15 protein-coding genes and 2 pseudogenes are annotated in these 21,245 nt (G+C 41.8%); 13 read left to right on the top strand and 4 right to left on the bottom strand.

All coding sequences use genetic code 11. The features are described from left to right. Positions 1 to 12 precede the first annotated feature (12 nt). The 5 genes and pseudogenes from PseudUWO310_RS05760 to PseudUWO310_RS05740 all read left to right on the top strand — a co-directional run bounded on the left by PseudUWO310_RS05760 (position 13) and on the right by PseudUWO310_RS05740 (position 6,332). Complete coding sequence (locus tag PseudUWO310_RS05760) at positions 13 to 2,154, top strand: ATP-binding protein (protein WP_142599797.1); 2,142 nt, start codon at positions 13 to 15, stop codon at positions 2,152 to 2,154. Between the two features lie 802 nt (positions 2,155 to 2,956). Further along, positions 2,957 to 3,592, top strand: coding sequence for a class I SAM-dependent methyltransferase (locus tag PseudUWO310_RS05755; protein ID WP_142599796.1), 636 nt, complete (start codon positions 2,957 to 2,959; stop codon positions 3,590 to 3,592). Between the two features lie 72 nt (positions 3,593 to 3,664). After that, positions 3,665 to 3,873, top strand: a pseudogene (locus tag PseudUWO310_RS23875) (TOBE domain-containing protein). Between the two features lie 22 nt (positions 3,874 to 3,895). Continuing rightward, on the top strand, positions 3,896 to 4,732 hold the full coding sequence (gene modA / locus PseudUWO310_RS05745; protein ID WP_142599795.1) for a molybdate ABC transporter substrate-binding protein: 837 nt from the start codon (positions 3,896 to 3,898) through the stop codon (positions 4,730 to 4,732). A gap of 13 nt (positions 4,733 to 4,745) precedes the next feature. Further along, positions 4,746 to 6,332 (top strand): cryptochrome/photolyase family protein, encoded by a 1,587-nt coding sequence (locus tag PseudUWO310_RS05740; RefSeq protein WP_142599794.1) that lies wholly within the window; start codon positions 4,746 to 4,748, stop codon positions 6,330 to 6,332. Positions 6,333 to 6,599: 267 nt separating this feature from the next. Here the strand turns inward: PseudUWO310_RS05740 and PseudUWO310_RS05735 are convergent, their stop codons facing one another. Further along, positions 6,600 to 7,475, bottom strand: a complete 876-nt coding sequence (locus PseudUWO310_RS05735) for an NAD(P)-dependent oxidoreductase (RefSeq protein ID WP_142599793.1) — start codon at positions 7,473 to 7,475, stop codon at positions 6,600 to 6,602. A 294-nt stretch (positions 7,476 to 7,769) separates the two neighbouring features. Here PseudUWO310_RS05735 and PseudUWO310_RS05730 point away from each other — a divergent pair, with 294 nt between their 5' ends. From PseudUWO310_RS05730 to PseudUWO310_RS05720, 3 genes are all read left to right on the top strand, one after another. Further along, positions 7,770 to 8,495 carry a GNAT family N-acetyltransferase gene (locus PseudUWO310_RS05730; RefSeq protein ID WP_142599792.1) on the top strand — a complete coding sequence of 242 codons (726 nt, stop codon included), beginning with the start codon at positions 7,770 to 7,772 and terminating at the stop codon, positions 8,493 to 8,495. A gap of 503 nt (positions 8,496 to 8,998) precedes the next feature. Then, the gene (locus tag PseudUWO310_RS05725) at positions 8,999 to 10,036 is read left to right on the top strand and encodes a hypothetical protein (RefSeq protein WP_142599791.1); all 1,038 of its coding nucleotides are present in this window, start codon (positions 8,999 to 9,001) and stop codon (positions 10,034 to 10,036) included. Between the two features lie 258 nt (positions 10,037 to 10,294). Next, positions 10,295 to 10,744, top strand: coding sequence for a GNAT family N-acetyltransferase (locus PseudUWO310_RS05720; RefSeq protein WP_142599790.1), 450 nt, complete (start codon positions 10,295 to 10,297; stop codon positions 10,742 to 10,744). Between the two features lie 108 nt (positions 10,745 to 10,852). Here PseudUWO310_RS05720 and PseudUWO310_RS05715 read toward each other — a convergent pair whose 3' ends face one another. After that, positions 10,853 to 11,821, bottom strand: coding sequence for a TauD/TfdA dioxygenase family protein (locus tag PseudUWO310_RS05715; RefSeq protein WP_190315919.1), 969 nt, complete (start codon positions 11,819 to 11,821; stop codon positions 10,853 to 10,855). A gap of 232 nt (positions 11,822 to 12,053) precedes the next feature. Here PseudUWO310_RS05715 and PseudUWO310_RS05710 point away from each other — a divergent pair, with 232 nt between their 5' ends. The 4 genes from PseudUWO310_RS05710 (at position 12,054) to PseudUWO310_RS05695 (ending at position 17,906) form a co-directional block, all read left to right on the top strand. Next, the gene (locus PseudUWO310_RS05710) at positions 12,054 to 12,713 is read left to right on the top strand and encodes a dienelactone hydrolase family protein (RefSeq protein WP_142599788.1); all 660 of its coding nucleotides are present in this window, start codon (positions 12,054 to 12,056) and stop codon (positions 12,711 to 12,713) included. A gap of 205 nt (positions 12,714 to 12,918) precedes the next feature. Then, complete coding sequence (locus tag PseudUWO310_RS05705; RefSeq protein ID WP_142599787.1) at positions 12,919 to 14,247, top strand: LLM class flavin-dependent oxidoreductase; 1,329 nt, start codon at positions 12,919 to 12,921, stop codon at positions 14,245 to 14,247. A gap of 350 nt (positions 14,248 to 14,597) precedes the next feature. Further along, on the top strand, positions 14,598 to 16,424 hold the full coding sequence (locus PseudUWO310_RS05700; protein WP_142599786.1) for a vanadium-dependent haloperoxidase: 1,827 nt from the start codon (positions 14,598 to 14,600) through the stop codon (positions 16,422 to 16,424). Positions 16,425 to 16,478: 54 nt separating this feature from the next. Beyond that, positions 16,479 to 17,906, top strand: a complete 1,428-nt coding sequence (locus PseudUWO310_RS05695; protein ID WP_142599785.1) for an amidase — start codon at positions 16,479 to 16,481, stop codon at positions 17,904 to 17,906. 309 nt (positions 17,907 to 18,215) lie between these two features. Here the strand turns inward: PseudUWO310_RS05695 and PseudUWO310_RS05690 are convergent, their stop codons facing one another. Continuing rightward, positions 18,216 to 18,707: a hypothetical protein gene (locus PseudUWO310_RS05690; protein WP_142599784.1), complete on the bottom strand. Its 492-nt coding sequence runs from the start codon at positions 18,705 to 18,707 to the stop codon at positions 18,216 to 18,218. A gap of 45 nt (positions 18,708 to 18,752) precedes the next feature. After that, the gene (locus PseudUWO310_RS05685) at positions 18,753 to 18,944 is read right to left on the bottom strand and encodes a transposase (protein WP_142599783.1); all 192 of its coding nucleotides are present in this window, start codon (positions 18,942 to 18,944) and stop codon (positions 18,753 to 18,755) included. Between the two features lie 671 nt (positions 18,945 to 19,615). Between PseudUWO310_RS05685 and PseudUWO310_RS05670 the strand changes: the two are divergent. Further along, positions 19,616 to 21,245, top strand: a pseudogene (locus PseudUWO310_RS05670) (hypothetical protein); the annotation flags it as partial.

Below are 21,245 nucleotides of genomic sequence, written 5' to 3'. Positions count from 1 at the left end.
CTGAGAATTTATATGGATGAGTTACTTAATTTCTTACATCAGTTAGATCAACGTTTAGAGGCAGCATTTATAGCGGCTCAAACATTATTTGCTGGGGGGATAGATGCTGATCCTTATCGGGGTATTCAGATCGGAGAGCCAGAAGTAGAACGGTTATTAAAACAAGCCCCTTCTGAACCTCTTTTTTCATCATCAGGTTCACCATCGGTACAGAATAATTTTCGCTTTGAATTGTCGGGTACTGCGGAGACTTCTAAACTTATTTGGCTTCAGGAACAATTTGGGTTAGATCACTTTGATCTGGGTATTTTGGCGATCACCTTAGCGCCCGAACTCGATCGCCGCTATGAACGTCTATATGCATACCTACAAGATGATGTGCGGGCAAAGCGTCCAACTGTTGATTTAAGTCTCAATTTATTATGCGATTCTGCCCTAGAAAAACTTACACAACGAATTCATTTTAGTCCAGATTCTCCACTTATTCGTCATGGTTTAATTCAGCTAATTGCCGATCCTTATCAATCATTCCCTTCGCTACTATCCCATATCATTAAACTCGATCCGTTAGTTGTTAATTTACTATTAGGACAACATAGTTTAGACGAACGACTGAGTCATTTTTGTAAGTTAATTATACCTAAACAGAATGGGCAGCATTTACCATTAGCCGACAAAATTAAGCACACATTGCCCAAACTTGTCCAATATCATTGGGAGGCTCATACTCCATTAACAATGTATTTTCATGGCGCAGATCAATCAATTAAACAGGACGTAGGCGAAGCGATCGCTTATGCACTAAATGTGCCAATTATAATTGCTAATCTGAACAATATTTCAGATATGAAATCAGAATTACCATCAACATTGAATATTCTTGTGAGGCAAGCTAAATTTCAAAATATATTACTTTATATAGAAGGATTAGATCGGCTACAACAGCCAGATTGTGAGCATCAGTATCAAGATATCCTTAATCTATTGGCTGATCAAAATGGAATAACTATCCTCAGTGGAGCTACTGGATGGAAAAATATTAATACTCGGCTTCAAGGTGTAGTTAATATTTCTTTCCCCATGCTCAATGTTGAACAGCGTCAGCATTTTTGGGAAAAACATCTTCAAGCCGCTCAAATTCATTTGGATAGTGACGATCTCATAAACCTGAGCGATCGCCTCCGCCTAACTTCTGATCAAATAGCCAATGCTGTAGCGATCGCAATAAATCATCAACAATGGCATAACTTAGACCAAGAAAAAATATCTGCATTATCCACTCAAAGAATCCAAGTCAGTCATCTTTTTAATGCAGCCAGAGGCTTATCAAGTCAGAATCTTAAATCTCTTTCGCAACAAATTCAACCAAAATATGTGTGGGACGATATCGTTTTAGCCAATCACCAAGAGGCTCAGCTTAGGGAGATTTGTGATCAGATTAAATACCAAAATTTAGTTTGGAATAACTGGGGATTTAATAAAAAACATTCATTAGGCAAAGGCTTAAATGTACTATTTTCAGGTATATCGGGCACAGGTAAAACCATGTCAGCCGAAATCATTGCTCAAGAATTGCAACTGGATTTATACAAAATCGATCTATCTCAAATTGTCAATAAATATATTGGTGAAACAGAAAAGAATCTCAATCAGATTTTCACGGCAGCGACCAATGCAAATGCTATTTTACTCTTTGATGAAGCAGATGCTTTATTTGGCAAACGAAGTAATGTGAAAGATGCCCACGATCGCTATGCAAACCTTGAAGTAAGCTACCTTCTCCAAAAAATGGAAGAATACGAAGGACTAGCCATCTTAACAACAAATCTGCGTAATAATATGGATGAAGCTTTCACAAGACGGCTACAGTTTATTATTGATTTTTCATTGCCAAATGAAAAGCAAAGATATCAAATTTGGCAAAAAGCATTTCCTAAAGATACTCCCTGTGAAGATGATCTGGGATTTAGTTTCTTGTCCCATAATTTTGAATTAACAGGAGCCAATATTCGTAATATTGCCTTAAGATCTGCATTTTTTGCTGTGAGAGAAGGCAATATAGTTGAAAGACGACACATCATCCAATCAATTCGACGAGAATATCAAAAAATGGGTAAAATTTTAAAAGATAACATCGAGCATGGATATCTCTAGAAATTGGTGAAGCTGCTCATCAACTAAACAGAACAAACCAAAGAACAATCAGATCGTGAAAATTTGTAGGTCGCTTTAATTGACAAATTATTGCTATGCCCCTCTGGAGGAGAGCCTGAAGTACTTAATTCCCATAGCAATCTTCTTGATGAAGGTTTGGTCAAAATGCTGATTAATACCAATTCACGAAAATGTGACAACACTTTTGTGAATTAAACACCAAACCCAGTAAGGTTTTGAGATTCCCAAAATGACGTTGCCATTTTGGGAATTGGTATAAAACGGCTACTTATAGCGATCGCCAAATTTACTAGGACGTAAACTCCAAGAATTGACTGGCGGCGCGAAGCGCCGCCAGTCAATTCTTGGAGTTTGATTTGTCCTAATTCAAGTGACTGTAGCTATATTATGCTCACCATGACAATCAGGATGCAGCAAAATTTTTAATCCATGTAGCAAGGGAGTTAGTGAAACAATTACAAATTACAAATTACAAATTACGAATTACGAATTGCAAAATTTAACTTGTAATTCATAATTAATTATTTAAGGGGATTAAGTCGCTTATTTTTTGCTTACTTTCAAAGTTTTTTAATTATTATATTTATTGCCATTTTTAATACAGAATATAGTTAAGAAATACAGTAGAAAATGCAAAATTTACTTCAGAAGAATTAAGCTAAATGATGTCGATAGTAAAGGTCAGCTTTTATGTTGAAAACATCTTATATCATGACTCAAGAGATCGTTCTCACACATGGTTCTGCAACAAGTAGCGTAGTTATTACCATAGGCTAAATTCATGATTGATTCTCCCGAAAAAAGTACAGTTAACCGTGATTGGTCAGCATATTATCAAGCTGTGGCAGGTCGTCCGCCTCGCGATACTTTGCTTAAAGCGCTAGATCTCTTTGATCTAGAGAACTCGTCAAAATCACCGAGATTTGCGATCGATCTCGGTTGTGGCGATGGACGCGATACGGTGGAATTGCTCAAGCGCAGATGGCAAGTCTTAGCGATCGATGGCAATGAACAAGCGATCGCTAAACTATACGATCGCAAGGACATCGATTCGACATGGCTAGAAACTCAGGTGATGTGCTTTGAGTCAATCGCTCTACCAAATTCTGTAGATCTAATTAATTCTAGTTTTGCCTTACCCTTTTGCCATCCTGAGGACTTTCCTAACTTGTGGAACAAAATAATTTCATCCTTGCGCAATGGTGGTAGATTTTGCGGTCAATTATTTGGCGATCGCGATACTTGGGCGACAACCTATCCCAATATGACCCATTATCCCAAGGAAAAGGTTGAGGAATTACTTCAATCTTTTAAGGTGGAATATTTTGAAGAAGAAGAACATCATGGTGAAACTACTATTGGTGAACAGAAATACTGGCATATTTTCCATATCGTAGCTTGTAAAAAAGAAAGATAAGGCTCTATACTTAGAGACAAAATATAAACCGTTTGTCAGAATATATTTATCTTCAATTCTCAAAGCAAAAAAATGAAAATTAGCACTCGAAATTCCATCAAGGGTGTATTAAAAAAATCAGAACTGGTGCAGTCAATGTTGAAATCTCCATAGAGATTTCTGCTGGTGTTGAGATCACATCAATCATCACTAAATTATCTGCTTAAGCATTGGGATTGAAAGAGAGTAGCGAAGCCTATGCTGTGATTAAGGATTCAGATGTGATTGTTGCAATCGATTAGTACCACTTTTAATTCTATTAACATGAACCTCAAAAAAGTCATCACTTTCCTTTCTCTGATTGTCATTACCCTATGCGCGATCGCAGGATGTAGCTTCTTCTCTCCAACAGTCGAACCAAGCATTAAACCTATAGCTAGTACATCAGCAATTCCCCCAGTCAAACAGGAGAATATCCAATTAACAGTTTCAGCAGCAGCTAGTCTCAAGGACGCATTAGGTGAAATCACACCTTTGTATAGCAAAGCCCAATCGAATATCGCCCTTCGCAATAACTTTGGAAGTTCGGGCGACTTACAACAACAAATCATTAATGGTGCTCCCGTTGATATCTTCATTTCCGCCGCCGCCAAGCAAATGGATGAATTGCAGAAAAAGGACTTAATCATTGCTGATACCCGCCGCGATTTATTGAGCAATCGTTTAGTACTAATTGTGCCTGCGGATAAAGATGATGCTAAAGAATTAAAAGATTTAACCAGTGCCAGTATTGCTCGAATTGCGATCGGCGATCCTCGCAGCGTTCCCGCAGGGCAATATGCCGAGCAGGTTTTGACAAAATTAGAGCTATTGCAAGATGTGCAATCAAAACTTGTCTTAGTGAATAACGTGCGTCAAGTACTGCAATTTGTGGAATCGGGCAATGCTCAAGCAGGAATCGTCTATGCAACAGATGCCAAAACTTCCACTAAAGTTAAAGTAGTACAAGTCATTGATGCTAAACTTCACAAACCCATTGTCTATCCGATCGCCGTTTTACAAAAAAGCGCCAACCCAACAAGCGCCAAATCCTATCTAGAATTCTTATCCAGCGAACCAGCCAAAACAATCTTCGAGAAACATGGATTCAGCCCCCTCTGATAAGAGGTCTAATATGATTATGATTGAGAATGCCCGTGAGTTTCTTTCTCAGATTGAGAATTATCCGATCGCATCAAGACTAGAGAAACAGATAGCAAATAGCGATCGTGCTTTATTTATTCTCCACGACCAATTGAATCTTGATGTCTTTCCTAAGGAGGTGCTCGATCGTAAGCCAATTTTAATCTTTGTCGAATCTTTAGCCTACGCGATCGCCATCCCGCATCACAAACAGAAATTGGTTTATATGCTGAGCGCTCAGCGCCACTTTGCAATTAGCTGCCATCAGAAGGGTTTTCCCATTGTCAATCTATTTACCGAAGGGTTTTATGTCGATGCTTTAGAAGAATTTCTCACGCGTTATCCCCATATAGAATTAACCTATATGCAGCCTTCTGAATGGAACACGCGATCGCAAATGGCAAAGTTACCAAATATATTTGGTAAGCGCATTAAAGCTTTACCCAATCAATTTTTCATTGCCGATGTTGAGAAATTTAAACCTAAAATCAAAAAAGGTTATCGCCTAGAAACTTTTTACCGAGAATTACGAAAACAGACAGGCTATCTGATGCAAGAAGGTAAACCCATTGGCGGTAATTGGAACTACGACAAAGAGAACCGCAAGGCATTGCCTAAACAAATAATAATTCCAGAGATCCCAGAAATTAAACCCGATCCCATTACTCAAGAAGTAATTGCACTAGTCCAAAAATATCTACCCAATACATTTGGGAAATTAGATAAATTTATTTATGCTGTCACCCGCGATCGCGCCCTAGAGCTAGCTCAATTATTTGTCGAAACCCGCTTATCCAGATTTGGAGCTTACGAAGACGCAATCAAGGTAGGCGAACCATTTCTATTTCATTCAGTGTTATCGATATATCTAAATAATGGATTGCTCTTACCAAGGGAGATTTGTGAAATGGCGCTCGCTGCCTATGAAAAAGAATTAGCGCCGCTGAATTCCGTTGAAGGATTTGTCCGCCAGATCCTCGGATGGCGGGAGTATATTCGCGTTTATTACGAAGCAAAAATGCCAGATGTCCGCGAGAGTAACTATTTCGGATTTGATAACAATCTGCCCCAGCTATATTGGGATGCAAATACAGATCTGCTATGTCTCAAAGATGCGATCGCTCAAGTTTTAAATTATGGCTATTCCCATCACATTCAACGCTTGATGGTTTTAAGCAATTTCAGCAATCTCATCAACGTCGATCCTCGCCATCTAAACCGCTGGTTTTGGCTCGCCTATGTGGATGCCTATGAATGGGTTGAACTACCGAATGTACTAGGAATGTCTACCTTTGCAGATGGAGGCATATTAGCATCTAAGCCCTATGTCTCCGCTGGCAACTATATCAATAAAATGAGCAACTGTTGCTCACAGTGCAGATACAATGTGAAGGAAAAAACGGGTGAAACTGCTTGTCCATTTAACTATTTATATTGGCACTTTGTCGATAAGAATCGTGAAAGCTTTACTGATAATGGAAGAGTCTCACTCATGGTTAACGCCTATGATAAAAAGACAGAAGATGAAAAGCAAGAAATTTATCTATCTGCAACCAAGTTTATTAATGAAATAAAGTAGACTCAATAGGTGTTTCGGGGAGGTCAAACATCATAAACGGCCCAATGCTTTTCATGATGGGTGTTTCAGATATCGAATACCTCCGATGCTAAAACCATTGTGCATCAACCATTTCAGTCATTTAAGATAAAGCACCTCCCCGAAACACCTATTGAGCCTTATTTTTTCATAGCGTTTTTCAAACGAGTGCATACTCATTTGAAAAACGAAAAACAATCACACTCAGGATTTGCGGTTTTTATTTTGCCGCAGGCAACATGAAACCCACTATATTTCGTTTGCAAGAGTGGTAATCACTTGAGAAAGGGAGCGATCGCGATCGCGTTCCTCAGGAGTTTCTTTGCCGAGGGAGGTATCTTTGACTAGGCGATAGATATCCGCCGCACCTTGGAAGATCTGTTCCGTTAATCCCAATGCTTTAAATGTATCGGCAATCTCTTCCATTTCCCCAATCCAGCGATGCGCCTTTGGTGTCATGCTCGGAATCGATCGGCTTAAATGGTTCAACAATCCTGATTGACTATTGGTTAGTTCCGCTTCTAGGGAAGCATCTAAGCCCAATTGATGCGCCGCAATTAGCAATTCGGTTCCAATCGCGGTTAACCCCTTGGTTAGGGCGGCATAACACATCTTGAGTCCTGAAGCCTGTCCAATTTCATCGCCAATGACGCGAATATCCAGTCCATAGTCTCGGAGAGCAAGCAGTTGATTTGCCTGAGTGCCAGAGGCATAAATGCGGGTCTGGTCGGGAACCCGTGGTGGTGGTCCAATAATCGATGCATCCACAAACTGCCCCCCTGCTGCGGTGATAATTTGCCCAATTCGTTTAACACGGTCGGGGGCGATCGCATTGGCATCGACATAGAGCAATGGTTTACCGACAGCGCGAATTATCGGCGCAATTTGCTCTGCGGCTTCTGTGGCGGCGGCTGGAACCAGCACCGACAGGATCAGATCGGCTTCGATTACCAGATTTTTGAGCGAACCCACATCCTCAATCTTTGCCTCAGTCGCTAACTGGCGAGTGCGATCGCTGCGACTGTCTAGGGCTGCCAAGGTATGCAATCCGTGTTGAGAAAGCACTGTGGCGATCGCCTGTCCCATATCCCCTGGACTCAAAATTCCAACCTTTTGAATGGTCATATATTAATCCGCAGAAGCGAGTTTAAGTGATCAGCATTTAATTTACGGTAAATACTGTAAATTATCGTAGATTATCTTGCCATGAGCCTACCACTAGATCCCGTCCTGAAGCAAGCCCCAAATCATAACAATGCCCAAAATGGCGTTGCCCTATGGGAAGCGATCGAAAGCGCACCTACAGTACAAGAGTAGCGATCGCACTTGACTTACTTGACTTAAATTAGGACTCTGCGATAGTTTGTCCAGTAATTAATCGCAATTGCATTATTCAAACAATAAGTTGGGCGCTCAGATATGGAATCCATCGAATCTGCTGCTTTCTCAGCATGGCCTGCGCTTGATAGCCAAGATTTATATGGTTGGCATCTACGTTTTGCCGATGGCTATACCAAGCGAGCTAACTCAGCTAATTGTACGCAAGACTCGGAAGAACTATCAGAATCCCAAGTAGATCATATTAAGCAAATTTATCAGAATCGTGGACTACAACCAATATTTCGATTAACATCCATATCTGCTCCACCGCAAATTGATAGCTTACTTGCAGAAAAACGCTATCGGTTTGTAGATATGTCATTGGTGATGACCACATCTCTTGATATCCAACGTCAAGCTGAATTACCAACTTGTGCTGCAAGCCCAGAGTCGTGGCTAAATATATTTCAGCAGATATCTGGCAAGTTGGAAGCATCCCAAGCAATTCACCTCAAGATGCTTCAATCCATTAAGAGTCCCTGTGCCTTCGCCATTAAGAAGTCTCAAGATGGAGTACCTACTAGCTGTGGGCTGGGTGTATTGGAGCAAGGGCAACTAGGACTGTTTGATGTAGCTACATCTCCTGATTATCGCCGTAGGGGACTTGCAAGAGAGCTATGTGAAGGGCTACTACAATGGGGCGGTCAGATGGGAGCGAAGGTAGCTTTTGTGCAAGTTGTTGCCGCAAATTCGTCAGCTATCAGTCTTTATGAGAGTTTGGGGTTTCGTTATGCTTACCACTACTGGTATCGCATTGGAACTTAACCACTATTGGCAAAATGAAAAGCGATCGGAGACTAAAAAATATACCTAGTTGTTGAGTTCGGAGAAGTTATTGGCGATCGCAAAGTACAAGTAATTGAAATGCGATCGCTTACAGCAAGCTATTTAGTACGATCAAGTCTGAGAAAATATATGCTATTCCCGCTTAGTTTATGCGTTTTCTTCTCGATCGCAATGTGGGAAGCGATCGAATTCAATCCCTAATCGTAATAGAATATTGTCATATCTTTTATCATTTCGTTATAAATACGTGCAATGTCGGTCATTTTTATTAAATTACCTACAGCATTACAAGAGCCGTGATCGCACTTGACTTAAAGTAGAAACCTGCGGTATTTTGCCCTTAGTAAAGTAATTAAAGCGCAATTGCGTTAAAACTTTAAGTTATGCTTCCAAAGGTGAGCAATTTCTATTAAGTTTGACCACTTATGCCAAAATAGTCGGGCTACCTCCTAGGGGCTTAATCAAAAATTATGGATAATTTCATGTTTGCATTGGAACGTCCACCGACATTTCCACTTGACACTGAAAGCCTTTTGATCCCAAATTATATCCCTGAAGATCGCTTTAGCATGACTATTGTTGGTACTTTTGCCGACTTAGACAAGATGATGGATGCTGCTAAGGAACTGCAAGAGATACTTGCTCGATGCGCGGCTTGGTATGCATCGGAGTCATCAGCTCAAGCACAATTGTTAGATGCAGATTTGGAGGTAGAAGTACCTTTAGAACCACCCATAGCCGATTGGCTAACCGCAAGAAATCTAGCTATTCCTCCAGTAGGTATTGGCTGGTTAGGAAAAGAAGCCGAAGCTAAGGATACGGTAGTGAGAATTGGAAGTTCTTTATGTGTACATAGGTTAAAACCCTGCTTTAAAAAATTATCGAATGGTCAAGAATTTTATTATGATGCAGAATATGATGTACATCATCCATTAGTAGTTTTTTTTGAAGAATTTGGAGCGGAGTTTTTAGGAGAAGGCGACTGTAATGGACATGACGGGATTGTAGCTGACTTAACCTGCTCTTGTAGCGATCTGGTAGGAAATCATTTAGAAAGGGAATTATGGCAATATAATTGCCTTGATTATAATCTGTATGCTCTTCCTCCTTGGCATCCTAAAGGGATATCTCCTGATCAAGTTCGAGCGAGAGAAACTTTCAATAGACTTTCTAACGGAGGAGATGCAGAACATCCTGATGATCATCCCGAAGTTGCTAAAAAGTTGAAGCAACGATCTTCTTTCACTAGTGCTAGTGCATGGGGCATTGATATCGGTTCCCACGTTGGGCAACTTCAAGTTGTGAAACAAGATGAAAATTGGCGAATTGCTCCAGAAGAAATCCCAATATCTACTAACACTATGGACATATGTTTTGAAGACCAAACCTTAAGCCTTGGTTGGATTACCTTTGATACTTTCATTTACGGATTTCCATCAATAGTAAATTATCTAGCCAAACATGGATGCACAAATTTTCGATATGAATTAGTCGATTTTGGTCAAGTACGCGGAGATTAAAATATGTAAAAATAAATAGTCGCTTCTATAACAAGCGGCTACCCGCAGAACAGATCGCTATCTTGTGAACCACAAACCTTTATCCCGAAGTGATACATCCATTAAAGTTGTTTATTTTTAGCCAAGATTAGGCACTCCAAATGGTTGACTTCGTTGCTGAGTTCGGAGAAGTTATTGGCGATCGCAAAGTACAAGTAATTGAAAAGCGATCGGGACATAATAAATCTACTTGATTGTTGAGTTCGGAGAAACTGCTTTATGGAATGGAAACAGGAAAAATTTACGGTTAGTGATTGTCGAGAGAATTTAGACTTTGAGTTGATCTACCACTTCTTGAACAGTCTATCGTACTGGGCAAAAGATATACCTAGAGAAGTTGTCGTTAAATCTTTAGATAATTCTCTATGTTTTGGTCTCTTTCAAGGCAACAAACAAATTGGCTTTGGTCGCGTTGTAACAGACTATGCTACTTTTGCTTACCTTGCAGATGTCTTTGTCGTTGAAGAGTATCGAAAAAAGGGACTTGGGAAGTGGTTGATTGAATGTATCATCAAACATCCGCAGCTTCAAGGGTTACGACGTTGGATGTTAGCCACTGCTGACGCACAGGGTCTGTATCATCAATACGGATTTGTATCGTTAGGCAACCCTGAAAGATTTATGGAGAAGCATGATCCTAACATCTATCGGCGATCGCAAAGTCAATAAACTTATAGGTCTGATGTTATAGCTATAGTCACTTAAGTCAGGACATCAAACCCAATAGAGAGTTGCGGTGCGAAGCGCCGCAACTCTCTATTTGAATTAGTTAGGATTCTAGACAAGAACTGGTTCTGCTTTCAGCTCTTCAGATTTTTGCTGCAAAACGCTCGGCAAATTACTGTTAAATACTTCACCTTCAACAATTTCGGAACGGAATCCATCAGCACCGACGGGAACATCACCAGTAATGGTAGTACGATAGAGAATGCGCTCAACATCTAGATGATCGAGATCTTGAGGCGCGAGGTGAGCAGTGGCACGGTTATCCCAGAAGGCAATATCGCCATTGTTCCAACGGAAGCGAGTGGTGTAGGCGGGTTTCTTGATTTGGTTGAAGAATAACTCTAGCAAGAGCTTACTTTCTTTGCGAGAAAGACCAATAATGTGGGAGGTGAATCCAGGATTGACGAATAGAGCCTTTTCGCCAGTTTCAGGATGCACACGCACAACAGGATGGATCGAAACAATTGGATTCTCAGCAATACGTTGAGCAAGTTTGCTATTGGCAGGAATATTCAAACCTGCATTGAAATGATGTTGCGCTTTGAGCTTATCGGCGAGTTCGCGGATGGGTTCCGATAATCCTTCATAGGCAGCAACCAAATTAGTCCAAGTGGTATCACCACCAACACTAGGAACATTCACCGCCCGCAAAATCGAACCTGCGGGAGGATTAACGGCGGCGGTGACATCGGTGTGCCAACGGCTTTCATAACTAGAGCGTTGTAACCCATTGCGGCGTTCGTAGCGGCTGCGATCGATGGGGAGAATTTCAGGATGATCGGTGATCGGTTCATCTTCGTGAGGATGGGCATAGGTCACTTCACCAAAGCGGGAAGTGAAAGCAACTTGACCTGCATGATCAAGATTTTGATTGCGGAAGAAAATGACTTTCCATTTTAAAAGCGCATTACGAATATCTTTGATGATTTCATCGGATAGAGGCTGAGACAAATCTACACCTTCAATTTCTGCGCCAGTGAAGGTAGATGTGGGCTTAACGACAATGGACTGATTGCTCATGTAAATTCTCCAGAGTTATGTCTCTAAATTTGGTCGATGATTAAAAATACTACGGTAAATCTATCGACAAGCCGTAGTATAGAGTTATCATATTTTTAGAGTCAAGTAATTAGTGATACTAAATATTTGTATTTCATAAAATTAGATGAACAAATTAGATAAACAAACAAAGGGCTTAAGCCCCTTGTTCGCAATATCTGCAATCACCAGCAACCCTATAGGAGTTAAGACTATGACCGTCGAACAACGCTCTTTTGATACTGCCCACGGAACTTTTCCCTACTTGTTTTCACCTGCGGCGAGTGAATCTGCCCCCTTGGTGCTATTTCTGCATGGCGCTCGCGATCGCGGTAACGATTTGAATGTTTTGCTGAAGTGGGGCTTGCCACTATTTGTAAATGAATCGCAGTCATTACCCTACTTTTTTGCTGCACCTCAACTGCCTGCGGATCAAACTTGGGTCGAACGGGCTGAAGATGTGATTGCGTTTCTCGATCATTTGCTAGCCAATAATCCAATTAATCCAGCACAGGTGATCATCGCAGGGTTTAGCCTCGGTACAGCAGGTACATGGCATATTGCCACAGCCTATACCGATCGCTTTGCGGGTGTGGTTGCGGTATCAGGTCGTGTACCTCAAGCGATCGCGGAGAAAGATCTAGCCAAACTCAAGGATATTCCTGTACAGGTGTTCCAAGGTGGACAGGACGCGAATATCCCCATTGCCGATGTGGAAAAGTTTGTGGAGACTTTGCGCGGTCTGGGCGTATCAGTTAATTTGACGGTGTTCCCCGAAGGCGATCACTTTATTGCCGATCAGGTATATAGCGCTCCAGATTTGCAGCAATGGTTTATCTCGCAAACTCGTCGTGAATTAGCGATCGCTGCTTAAGAAAGCAAATCACCTTGACAAAAATAAATCTTGGGAAAGTTCCACTCTTCAGGAATCTCCCAAGATTTATACCAATTCACGAAAGTGTGACAACACTCTCGTGAATTAAAAAGCAAACCCTATAAGGTTTTGAGATTCCCACAATGACGTTGCCATTTTGGGAATTGGAATTATTGGATATTAGCCAGCCAGCAAACAAGAGACAATGACCAAAACGAAACAATTAAAATTGGGCGCATTTATGCGTCCCATCAGCATCCATACAGGAGCATGGCGCTATCCCAATGCTTTGCCTGATGCTAATTTCAACTTTCCCACGATTAAAAAACTTATTCAAAAATTAGAACAGGGAAAGTTCGATGCGTTTTTTATGGCGGATCACTTGGCTGTATTGAATATGCCGATCGCCGCTTTGCAACGTAGTCACACTGTTACCTCCTTTGAACCCTTCACCCTACTTTCAGCCCTTGCTACTGCTACCGAACATATTGGCTTAGTTGCCACAGCTTCGACAACCTATGATGCACCTTTCCATATAGCTCGTCGGTTTGCTTCCCTTGACCATATTAGTGAGGGGCGGGCAGGATGGAATATTGTCACTACTTCTAATCCCGATGCAGCGCTAAACTTTGGATTAGAAGAAGAACTAGAACATGATGAACGCTATCGCAGAGCGCGGGAATTCTATGATGTGGTGACGGGGCTATGGGATTCCTTTGCGGATGATGCTTTCATTCGTGATGTGGAATCAGGTATTTATTTCGATCCTGATAAACTCCATGTGCTTGGGCATAAGGGCAAATATCTCTCCGTGAGAGGTCCTTTAAATATTGCTCGACCTGTACAGGGCTATCCCGTAATCGTTCAGGCGGGAGCATCGGATGCGGGGCGACAGTTGGCGGCGGAAACAGCGGAAGTTGTATTTGCACCTGCTAGTAATTTGGAAGCGGGTAAGGCGCTTTTTGCGGATATTAAGGGAAGGGCTAAGGCGATCGGACGCGATCCTGATTCAATCAAAATTCTGCCAGGAGTTTTGGTAATTGTGGGTGAAACTATCGAAGAAGCGATCGCTAAACGCGCTCATTTAGATAGTCTTGTCCATTACGATAGCGGTATTGCCAGCCTAAATAGCGCCCTTGGTTATGATGTTTCAGGTTTCGATCCCGATGGTGCTTTACCCGAAATTCCCCAGTCTAATGGCAGCCGTAGCGCCCGCGATCGCATCGTCTCCCTCGCCCAGCGGGAAAACCTCACCATTCGCCAGTTGGCGCAACGGATTGGTAGTTATGGCGGCTTAGCCTTTGTCGGTACTGCCAAAGCGATCGCCGATCAAATGGAGCAATGGCTATTTGAAGAGGGCTCCGATGGTTTTAATATTATGTTCCCGTTTGTGCCTGAAGGACTAAATGATTTTGTGGAAAAGGTAGTTCCTGAACTGCAACGACGGGGAATTTTTCGGAAGGAGTACGAGGGCAAAACCCTTCGCGAAAATCTGGGACTTTCCCGACCTCCTAACCAATTTTTTCAGAGCTAATATAGCAATGCAAGAGATAGTTAGGAAAAATCAAAACCCAAATAGACAAAGGCGGCGCGAAGCACCGCCTTTGTCTATTTGGGTTTTAGGCTCTAAGCAAAACCTTCATTGCTATAGAAGAGATTTTTTATAGATTTTCTTATTCACATCTCCCAACAAGGGAGATGTGCTAGGGGTAACGATCTGAAATCATTGATTTTGGAATCGTGGAATACCAATTTTTTGGGTTACTTCATGAGATAGTTTTGCCTATGCATAAAACTACTAAAAACCTATCGAGTTGCCGTAGATTAGATTTTTCTCTTGTTCATTAGTTTAGAAGCCATTTAGGATATATTTAGGAGATATTTATGTCGGATGATCCTCAAGATGCATCGCTACCATCTGATTATGTTCACGAGTTCAACCCAGAATCTAATCCAGAATCAATAAAAAAAGTGCGATCGCCCAAAGAACGTCTTGGTGCAAGTAGACGCAAATTTCTCGGTCGCGTCGGACTCTTCACCGCTTCCACAGCCGTCGCAGGAGTTATCACACCATCTCTATTCAAAAATCAAGAGAATACTGCTCAAGCCGAGCCCATTTCAAAATTTACAGGCAATGACTTCCCTGCTAGGGCTTATCAAGTGCGGATTAAATGTGCAGAGCATCTCAAGCAACCCATTCCTAACCATCCCACCAATGGCGATGAAGCCAAGTATCCTAACAAAATCGCTACCGATACTAGAGGCTTGCCACATAATCAATTAGGTGAAGTTGATCTCAAGGCTTATCAATCTCTCATCAATGCTTTGCGATCGGGTGATCCAGACAAATATGAGCAGATCATTCTTGGCGGCGGTCGCAAATTGGTACAACCATTAACCCCTTTAGCAGTCAGTTTGACTGGGCTGAATCCTGCGCTATTCCCAATTCCAATTCCTCCTACCCTCGATAGTGCCGAACAAGCCGCTGAATATGTAGAAATTGCTTGGCAAGGGCTATTGCAGGATGTTCCCTTTAGCGAATATCGCAATGACACGAATAATCCCCTGATCTTAGCCGCAGTTCAGGATCTCAATCGCCTGTCTGGATTTAAAAGTCCTAAGGAAAATGGTCGGATTACACCCGAACTTCTATTTAGAGGTTCCGCTTTCTATACCGATGGGACTGGACGGACTATTTACTTCACGCTGTCAGGAGCCGATACTGGTCCCTATGTGTCACAGTTCCTACTGCGTCCTATTCCCGCAGGAACTCAGTCCTATGCTCAGCTTCATCGTGTCCCTCTTGCCACTCCAGACAATAGCTTCCAAGTTAATTATGATGAGTGGCTACTTGTCCAGAATGGAGGCAGTTCTGGGCGCGAAATCAAATTTGATCCCGTGCGCCGCTACTTTATTAATGGACGCGATCAAGGAGAAATCGCCCATAATCCGCCACCCGTATATACTAACGCAGCTCTAATTTTGTTGGGTAAACCAGCTAAGGATAATCCTCTAGCAGGTGGTGTGGGTGCTCCTTATAACCCTAGCAATCCCTACAATAAATCGAAAACTCAAGTGGGTGGTTCAGGAACTTTTGGACCTGGCTATGTTCAGGGCTTAATTGCTGCGGTGAGTGCCCATGCAATTCGGGCAGCCTATTGGCAGAAATATTATGTCCATCGCCGTCTGCGATCGGAAGCCTTTGGCGGTTTGGTTCACAATAACAAAGTGAAGAAAACTGACTATCCCATTCATCCTGATGTATTCAATTCCGAAATCCTCGATCGCCTCTATAGCAATAATAAGAGCTATCTATTGCCTCAGTTCTTCCCCGAAGGCTCTCCAACCCATTCCTCTTATCCAGGAGGCGCATCGGTAGCCGCAGGAGCAAGTGTAACCATTTTAAAAGCTCTATTTGATGGTAGCTATGTGATTCCTAATCCTGTGATTCCCGATCCCAAAGATCCTACGAAATTGATTCCCTATCAAGGCGCACCGCTAACCGTAGAAGGTGAGTTGAATAAATTGGCGGCAAATATTGGCTTAGGTCGCAATAGTGCGGGTATTCACTGGCGTACTGATGCTTCGGCTTCGTTGGCGTTGGGTGAAGCGGTGGCGATCGCCATTCTCCGAGATGAAGGCTCAACCTTCCGTGAAAAGTTTAGCGGTTTCACATTCACTAAGTTTGATGGAACTAAGGTGACAATCTAGAGTTTATTGCCCCTCTCCTAAGAGAGAGGGGGATTTTAATCATCACTTAATCATATGTCAGAAATAGCAGATTTATCAGCAGCAGAGATTGGAGCGCAATATCGCCAAGGTGAACTGTCACCAGTGGAAGTCACTAAAGCATCTCTACAACGGATTGAGGACTACAACGATTTGGTGAATGCCTTTGCGATCGCCGTTGATCCTGAAATTGCGATCGCTGAAGCAAAAGCCTCCGAAACTCGTTGGCGCGAGGGCAATCCCCTTGGAACCTTAGATGGAATTCCCTTTACGGCGAAGGATTTACTTTTAAGTAAAGGATTACCGACAAGACGTGGCAGTAAAGCCATCAATCCCGATCAAGCATGGGATGAAGATGCTCCTGCCGTCGCTCGACTCCGCGAACAAGGTGCGATCCTGCTCGGTAAAACTACGACTTCCGAATTTGGCTATAAAGGGGTCACCGATAGCCCCTTGACAGGAATTACCCGCAATCCTTGGAATATCAACCTTACTCCAGGGGGAAGTAGTGGCGGTGCAGCCGTGGCAGCGGCTTTAGGATTTGGCATCCTCCATTTAGGAACCGATGGTGGTGGCTCGGTAAGAGCGCCTGCATCTTTAACAGGAGTATTCGGAATTAAACCAACGTTTGGCAGAGTGGCGGGTTATCCGATCGCCCATACGGGAACGGTTTTTCATGTCGGGGTTCTCTCACGCACTGTTGCCGATGCGGCGCTGACCTTAAATGCGATCGCCCATCCTGATGTGCGCGATTGGTATGCTTTACCTGATCAAAATTTGGACTACACCGCAAATCTAGATCAGAGCATCACAGGTTTACGCATTGCTTTTAGCGCTAATTTGGGCTATGCCGATGTTGATCCTGAGGTTGCGGATTTAGTAAAAAAAGCTGTGGCAGTATTTGCTCAGTTAGGAGCGATCGTCGAAGAGGTTGATCCAAATTTTCCGAATCCGCGTAAGATTTCTCAAACCCTATGGCAAGCAGGTGCAGCTAAATTATTACGGAGCTTCACCCCAGAACAACGTGCGGTAGTTGAGGAAGGTTTACGAGCAACAGCAGCAGCAGGCGATCGCCTCACTCTTGCAGAATATATTAATGCCCAAGATGCCCGTGAAGCCTTAGGAAGACATTTACAAAAGTTCCACCAAAATTATGATTTGCTATTAACTCCAACCTTAGCGATCGCCGCCTTCCCTGTGGGACTAAACAAACCACCCTCAATTCCTGCCAATGTTCCCGATTCACAAAGAGAATGGTCACCTTTTACCTATATTTTTAATCTCACGCAACAACCTGCGGCTTCTATCCCCATTGGTTTTACCAAGGATGGATTACCTGTAGGTCTCCAAATTGTCGCGGCTAAATATAATGATGCATTAGTATTGCAAGCAGCAAAAGCTTATGAAAATATTGCTCCTTTTGCTCTACCATTACAATCTAATAAACATCTTTATGCAAAATAGCGCCTACTTTCTAGCACAACAGTAAAGAGGTTGACAATATTACGAACAAATTATGAACAAGCAAATTCCTAATTCTCGCTTGTAAGCTTATAAACAGTTGATGCTGACACGATCAAGCAGTGGTTAGACTACAATTCAAAATCTCCGAGCACCTCCATATCTCTAAAACACCGATTGCTTATCAATGCAAAAGAAAATATTTCCACAATACTGAATCACTATCAAACGAGGCATTCCCAATCACTTACTGAAATACTCAAAGGAATGGGGATTAATACTGATAATTTTTTTGTATTCTTTTTTTGTATTCTATTGTCGGTGACTAGTTTCTTGTATATCTAGAAATAGGGATTTTTCTTCTTTAATAATTTCTGGTGTAAGTTTTTTTTGCAATTTCAAATCGTCACCAACATTTGCGACAACTAATTCAAAGTTATAACTAAAGACAAATTTAATTGCAAATATACATTTTTCTATCTCTGACGTAACTAAATAAACTTTTTCAAGTTTTTTATCAACTAAATTTTTCAACTCCTCATGATATTTAGACAGGCTAGAAATTACTACTTTCCCATATTCTCCCATATTTATCGGTTTAAGATCTCCATTATCCCAACAAATTGATGAACCATCAGTTCCACAGAATATCCTTAACGACTTTAATCCATCAAACTCTAGTTGGATTTCCTGAATTGAAAATGAATTTGGTTCTTCATCACAATAGTAATTAAGAGATGAAGTTTTATTCAACTTTTTACCAATGATAATTAGCAAATATTTTAAATCTGAATGTATTTTCATTGATTTTCTTCCAAAGCATTTTTGACTGAGAGCGTGTTTGAGAAGTTAAGCGAGACGTTCGAGGAGAATGTGAATCATGCCGACATAGAAAAAAGCCTCAGCAGTTTCAGGTAAAAGTTCGTACTCTTTTGTCAAACGTCGAAAGCGAGAAAACCAAGCAAAAGTACTTTCAACTACCCAGCGCTTTTGTGGGACAACAAAGCCTTTTCGCCCCACAGGAGGAACGACAACCTGCAAACATCAGTAAAAAATATGTAGAATCGCCAGAATGAAAGCTTTACCACTATAACCACAATCCACTTTGGTTGATTGACTATCAATACATCCTGCACTAGGTGTTGCTTCTCTTCCTTCACTGAATTAGCCATGCTATTGCTTAAAAATTGTGTCGCAGATGACAGTATGAAAAAGAGACGATCCTATGCAGGATAAATTCAATAAAATTTTGATCTTTTTTTGATCTTTTATAGATCAGATCTAGAGCGATCGATGTATGCTTAAATTGAAGTTTTTTATATCTAGGAGATTACTTAGTTCGTTTTTCCCTTCAAACACAAAAAAGCCAGTGACTTCCACCTCACCAGCTTTCTTGTAAACCCGAAGGTTTTTAAATTTAATATCCGAAAATGGACAGATGTTGCTTTGGAAACGCAATTTTGTTCAGTGCTTCCTTATATCTTAACGCAAGATATAGGTTTAGCAATAGTTTTTGCTGCAAATTTTTTAATTTTTTTGCAAGAACCAATAATTAATTATTGAACTGAATTCAAAAAGTCTGTCTGTTTTCTGATTGAAGTCGCCACAAACCCTACAATCAGGACAATCTAGATGTTTTTAATTTTTCATCTCTTGCAGGATCTTCTCTTTGTTGAGATCTCCTTTGGCAAGCACCAAGGAGGTCAAAAATAATGACTTCCTTAAATAACCAGTATTCTTCCAGAAAGTTTTCACCAACTAAGGCAAATAATTCTTGTCCAATCTGTGATGACATCAAAGGTAAATGTCGAATTGCCTCCGATAACCAAGATTTTGTGCTGTGCATGACCCATCCCAGCGATGTCGGTCTGGCGGATTGGAAATATCTGGGCGAAACCAATGGCAGTTACTTTGCAGGTAAATATGTCCGCAAACGTCCTGAGTCTGAATTGGAGCGCCAAGAGCGTCGCGATCGCAATTTAAAACTGCGGCTAGCTCAACAAAAGGCAAAGCGGGATGGTTTGGCGAAGTTGCCTGATAATGCCCAACGCGATCGCCTTTATCAAGGTTATTTACAGAAACTGGATCTAGACAATTTAGATAGAGCCGATTTAGTTAGTCGTGGCTTATCTGATGCTGAAATCAAAAATCTGGGAGCTAAATCAACTAATTCTGGCTATATTCTGCCCATTAAGAATCCTGATGGTCAAATCCTCGGTTTTCAAATCCGTTTACGTGATGCTAGTTCTGGGCGCTATCGGTGGCATAAGCCTTTTGGTATCTCGGCTCAACAACAAAATGGGGAGCTACCCCTTGCTTTTCATGGTGATATTCAGGTCGATCGTCAGCGTGTGGTCTTGGTTGAAGGTACTGGCGTTAAGCCTTATCTTGCTTCTAAGCTGCGTGGCTGTATAGCGATCGGTGCTTCGGGCGGTCAGTTTGTGGCTAGTAAAAAAAATTTACAAAGTTACCTTGATGCAATTGGGGCTAAACCTGAGTTAACTCGTTTGGAATATGCGATCGATGCGGGTGATGTGGGTAACCCCTCCGTAATGCGCCGCCATGAGAAGAATTTGGCTTTTCTGGCTGAGCTAGATTTTACGGTAGATATCCTCTGGTGGGGTCAGGTTGCTAAAACTGATAATGATATTGATGAGCTATCCAGTGGGACAGCAATTCAGCTTTTGACGGTCGAGCAGTTTTTCCAAATTGCTAATTACCAGCCTAAGCCAAAGTTTTCACCGTTTCAATGGTTGAAAGACAAGCTTTTTCCGAAGAAGACTGCTAAGGGGTTTACTAATAAATCTCAAGTTAGGCGATCGCCTCAATCCCCAGTCTCCCAATTGGAATATGAGTCAGGGACAAGGCTGGAAACTTGGCGTGATTCATTATTAACTCACAAACATGTCCTTGATGCTTCAGCAACAGGTACGGGCAAAAGCTATGATGCGGGGCGCTTGCGTCCTGAAATGTTTGATGGTGTTGAAAGGATCATCTATATATCTAATGATTCGCGCAATGTCACGACTTCCACTTTGCAGGATTGGGCGATTTTGCCTGCTCGTCACAATGGCTTGACTAATAAATCAGGTAAGTTACGTCGTGCTAAATCGGGTGAGTCTTTAGATACTCAGGCAAATTGCTCGCGGACGGGGGCAATCGCTGCTCTGCGCGATAAGGCGATCGCTGACACGAAAATTATTTGTGAGACTTGTCCTTTGCTCAATGCTTGCCGTGGTAGTTCGGGTGATGGGTTTGGCTTTAAGCATAAACGAGCGATCGCTTTTAATTCTAAAATCCTGCGTTCTCATCCTGCTAGTTTGCCTAGTCCTAATGAGTTTG

Origin of the sequence: Pseudanabaena sp. UWO310 (genome assembly GCF_006861605.1) — a bacterium.
GTDB lineage: Bacteria > Cyanobacteriota > Cyanobacteriia > Pseudanabaenales > Pseudanabaenaceae > Pseudanabaena.
This window is presented reverse-complemented; position numbering and strand designations above follow the sequence as displayed.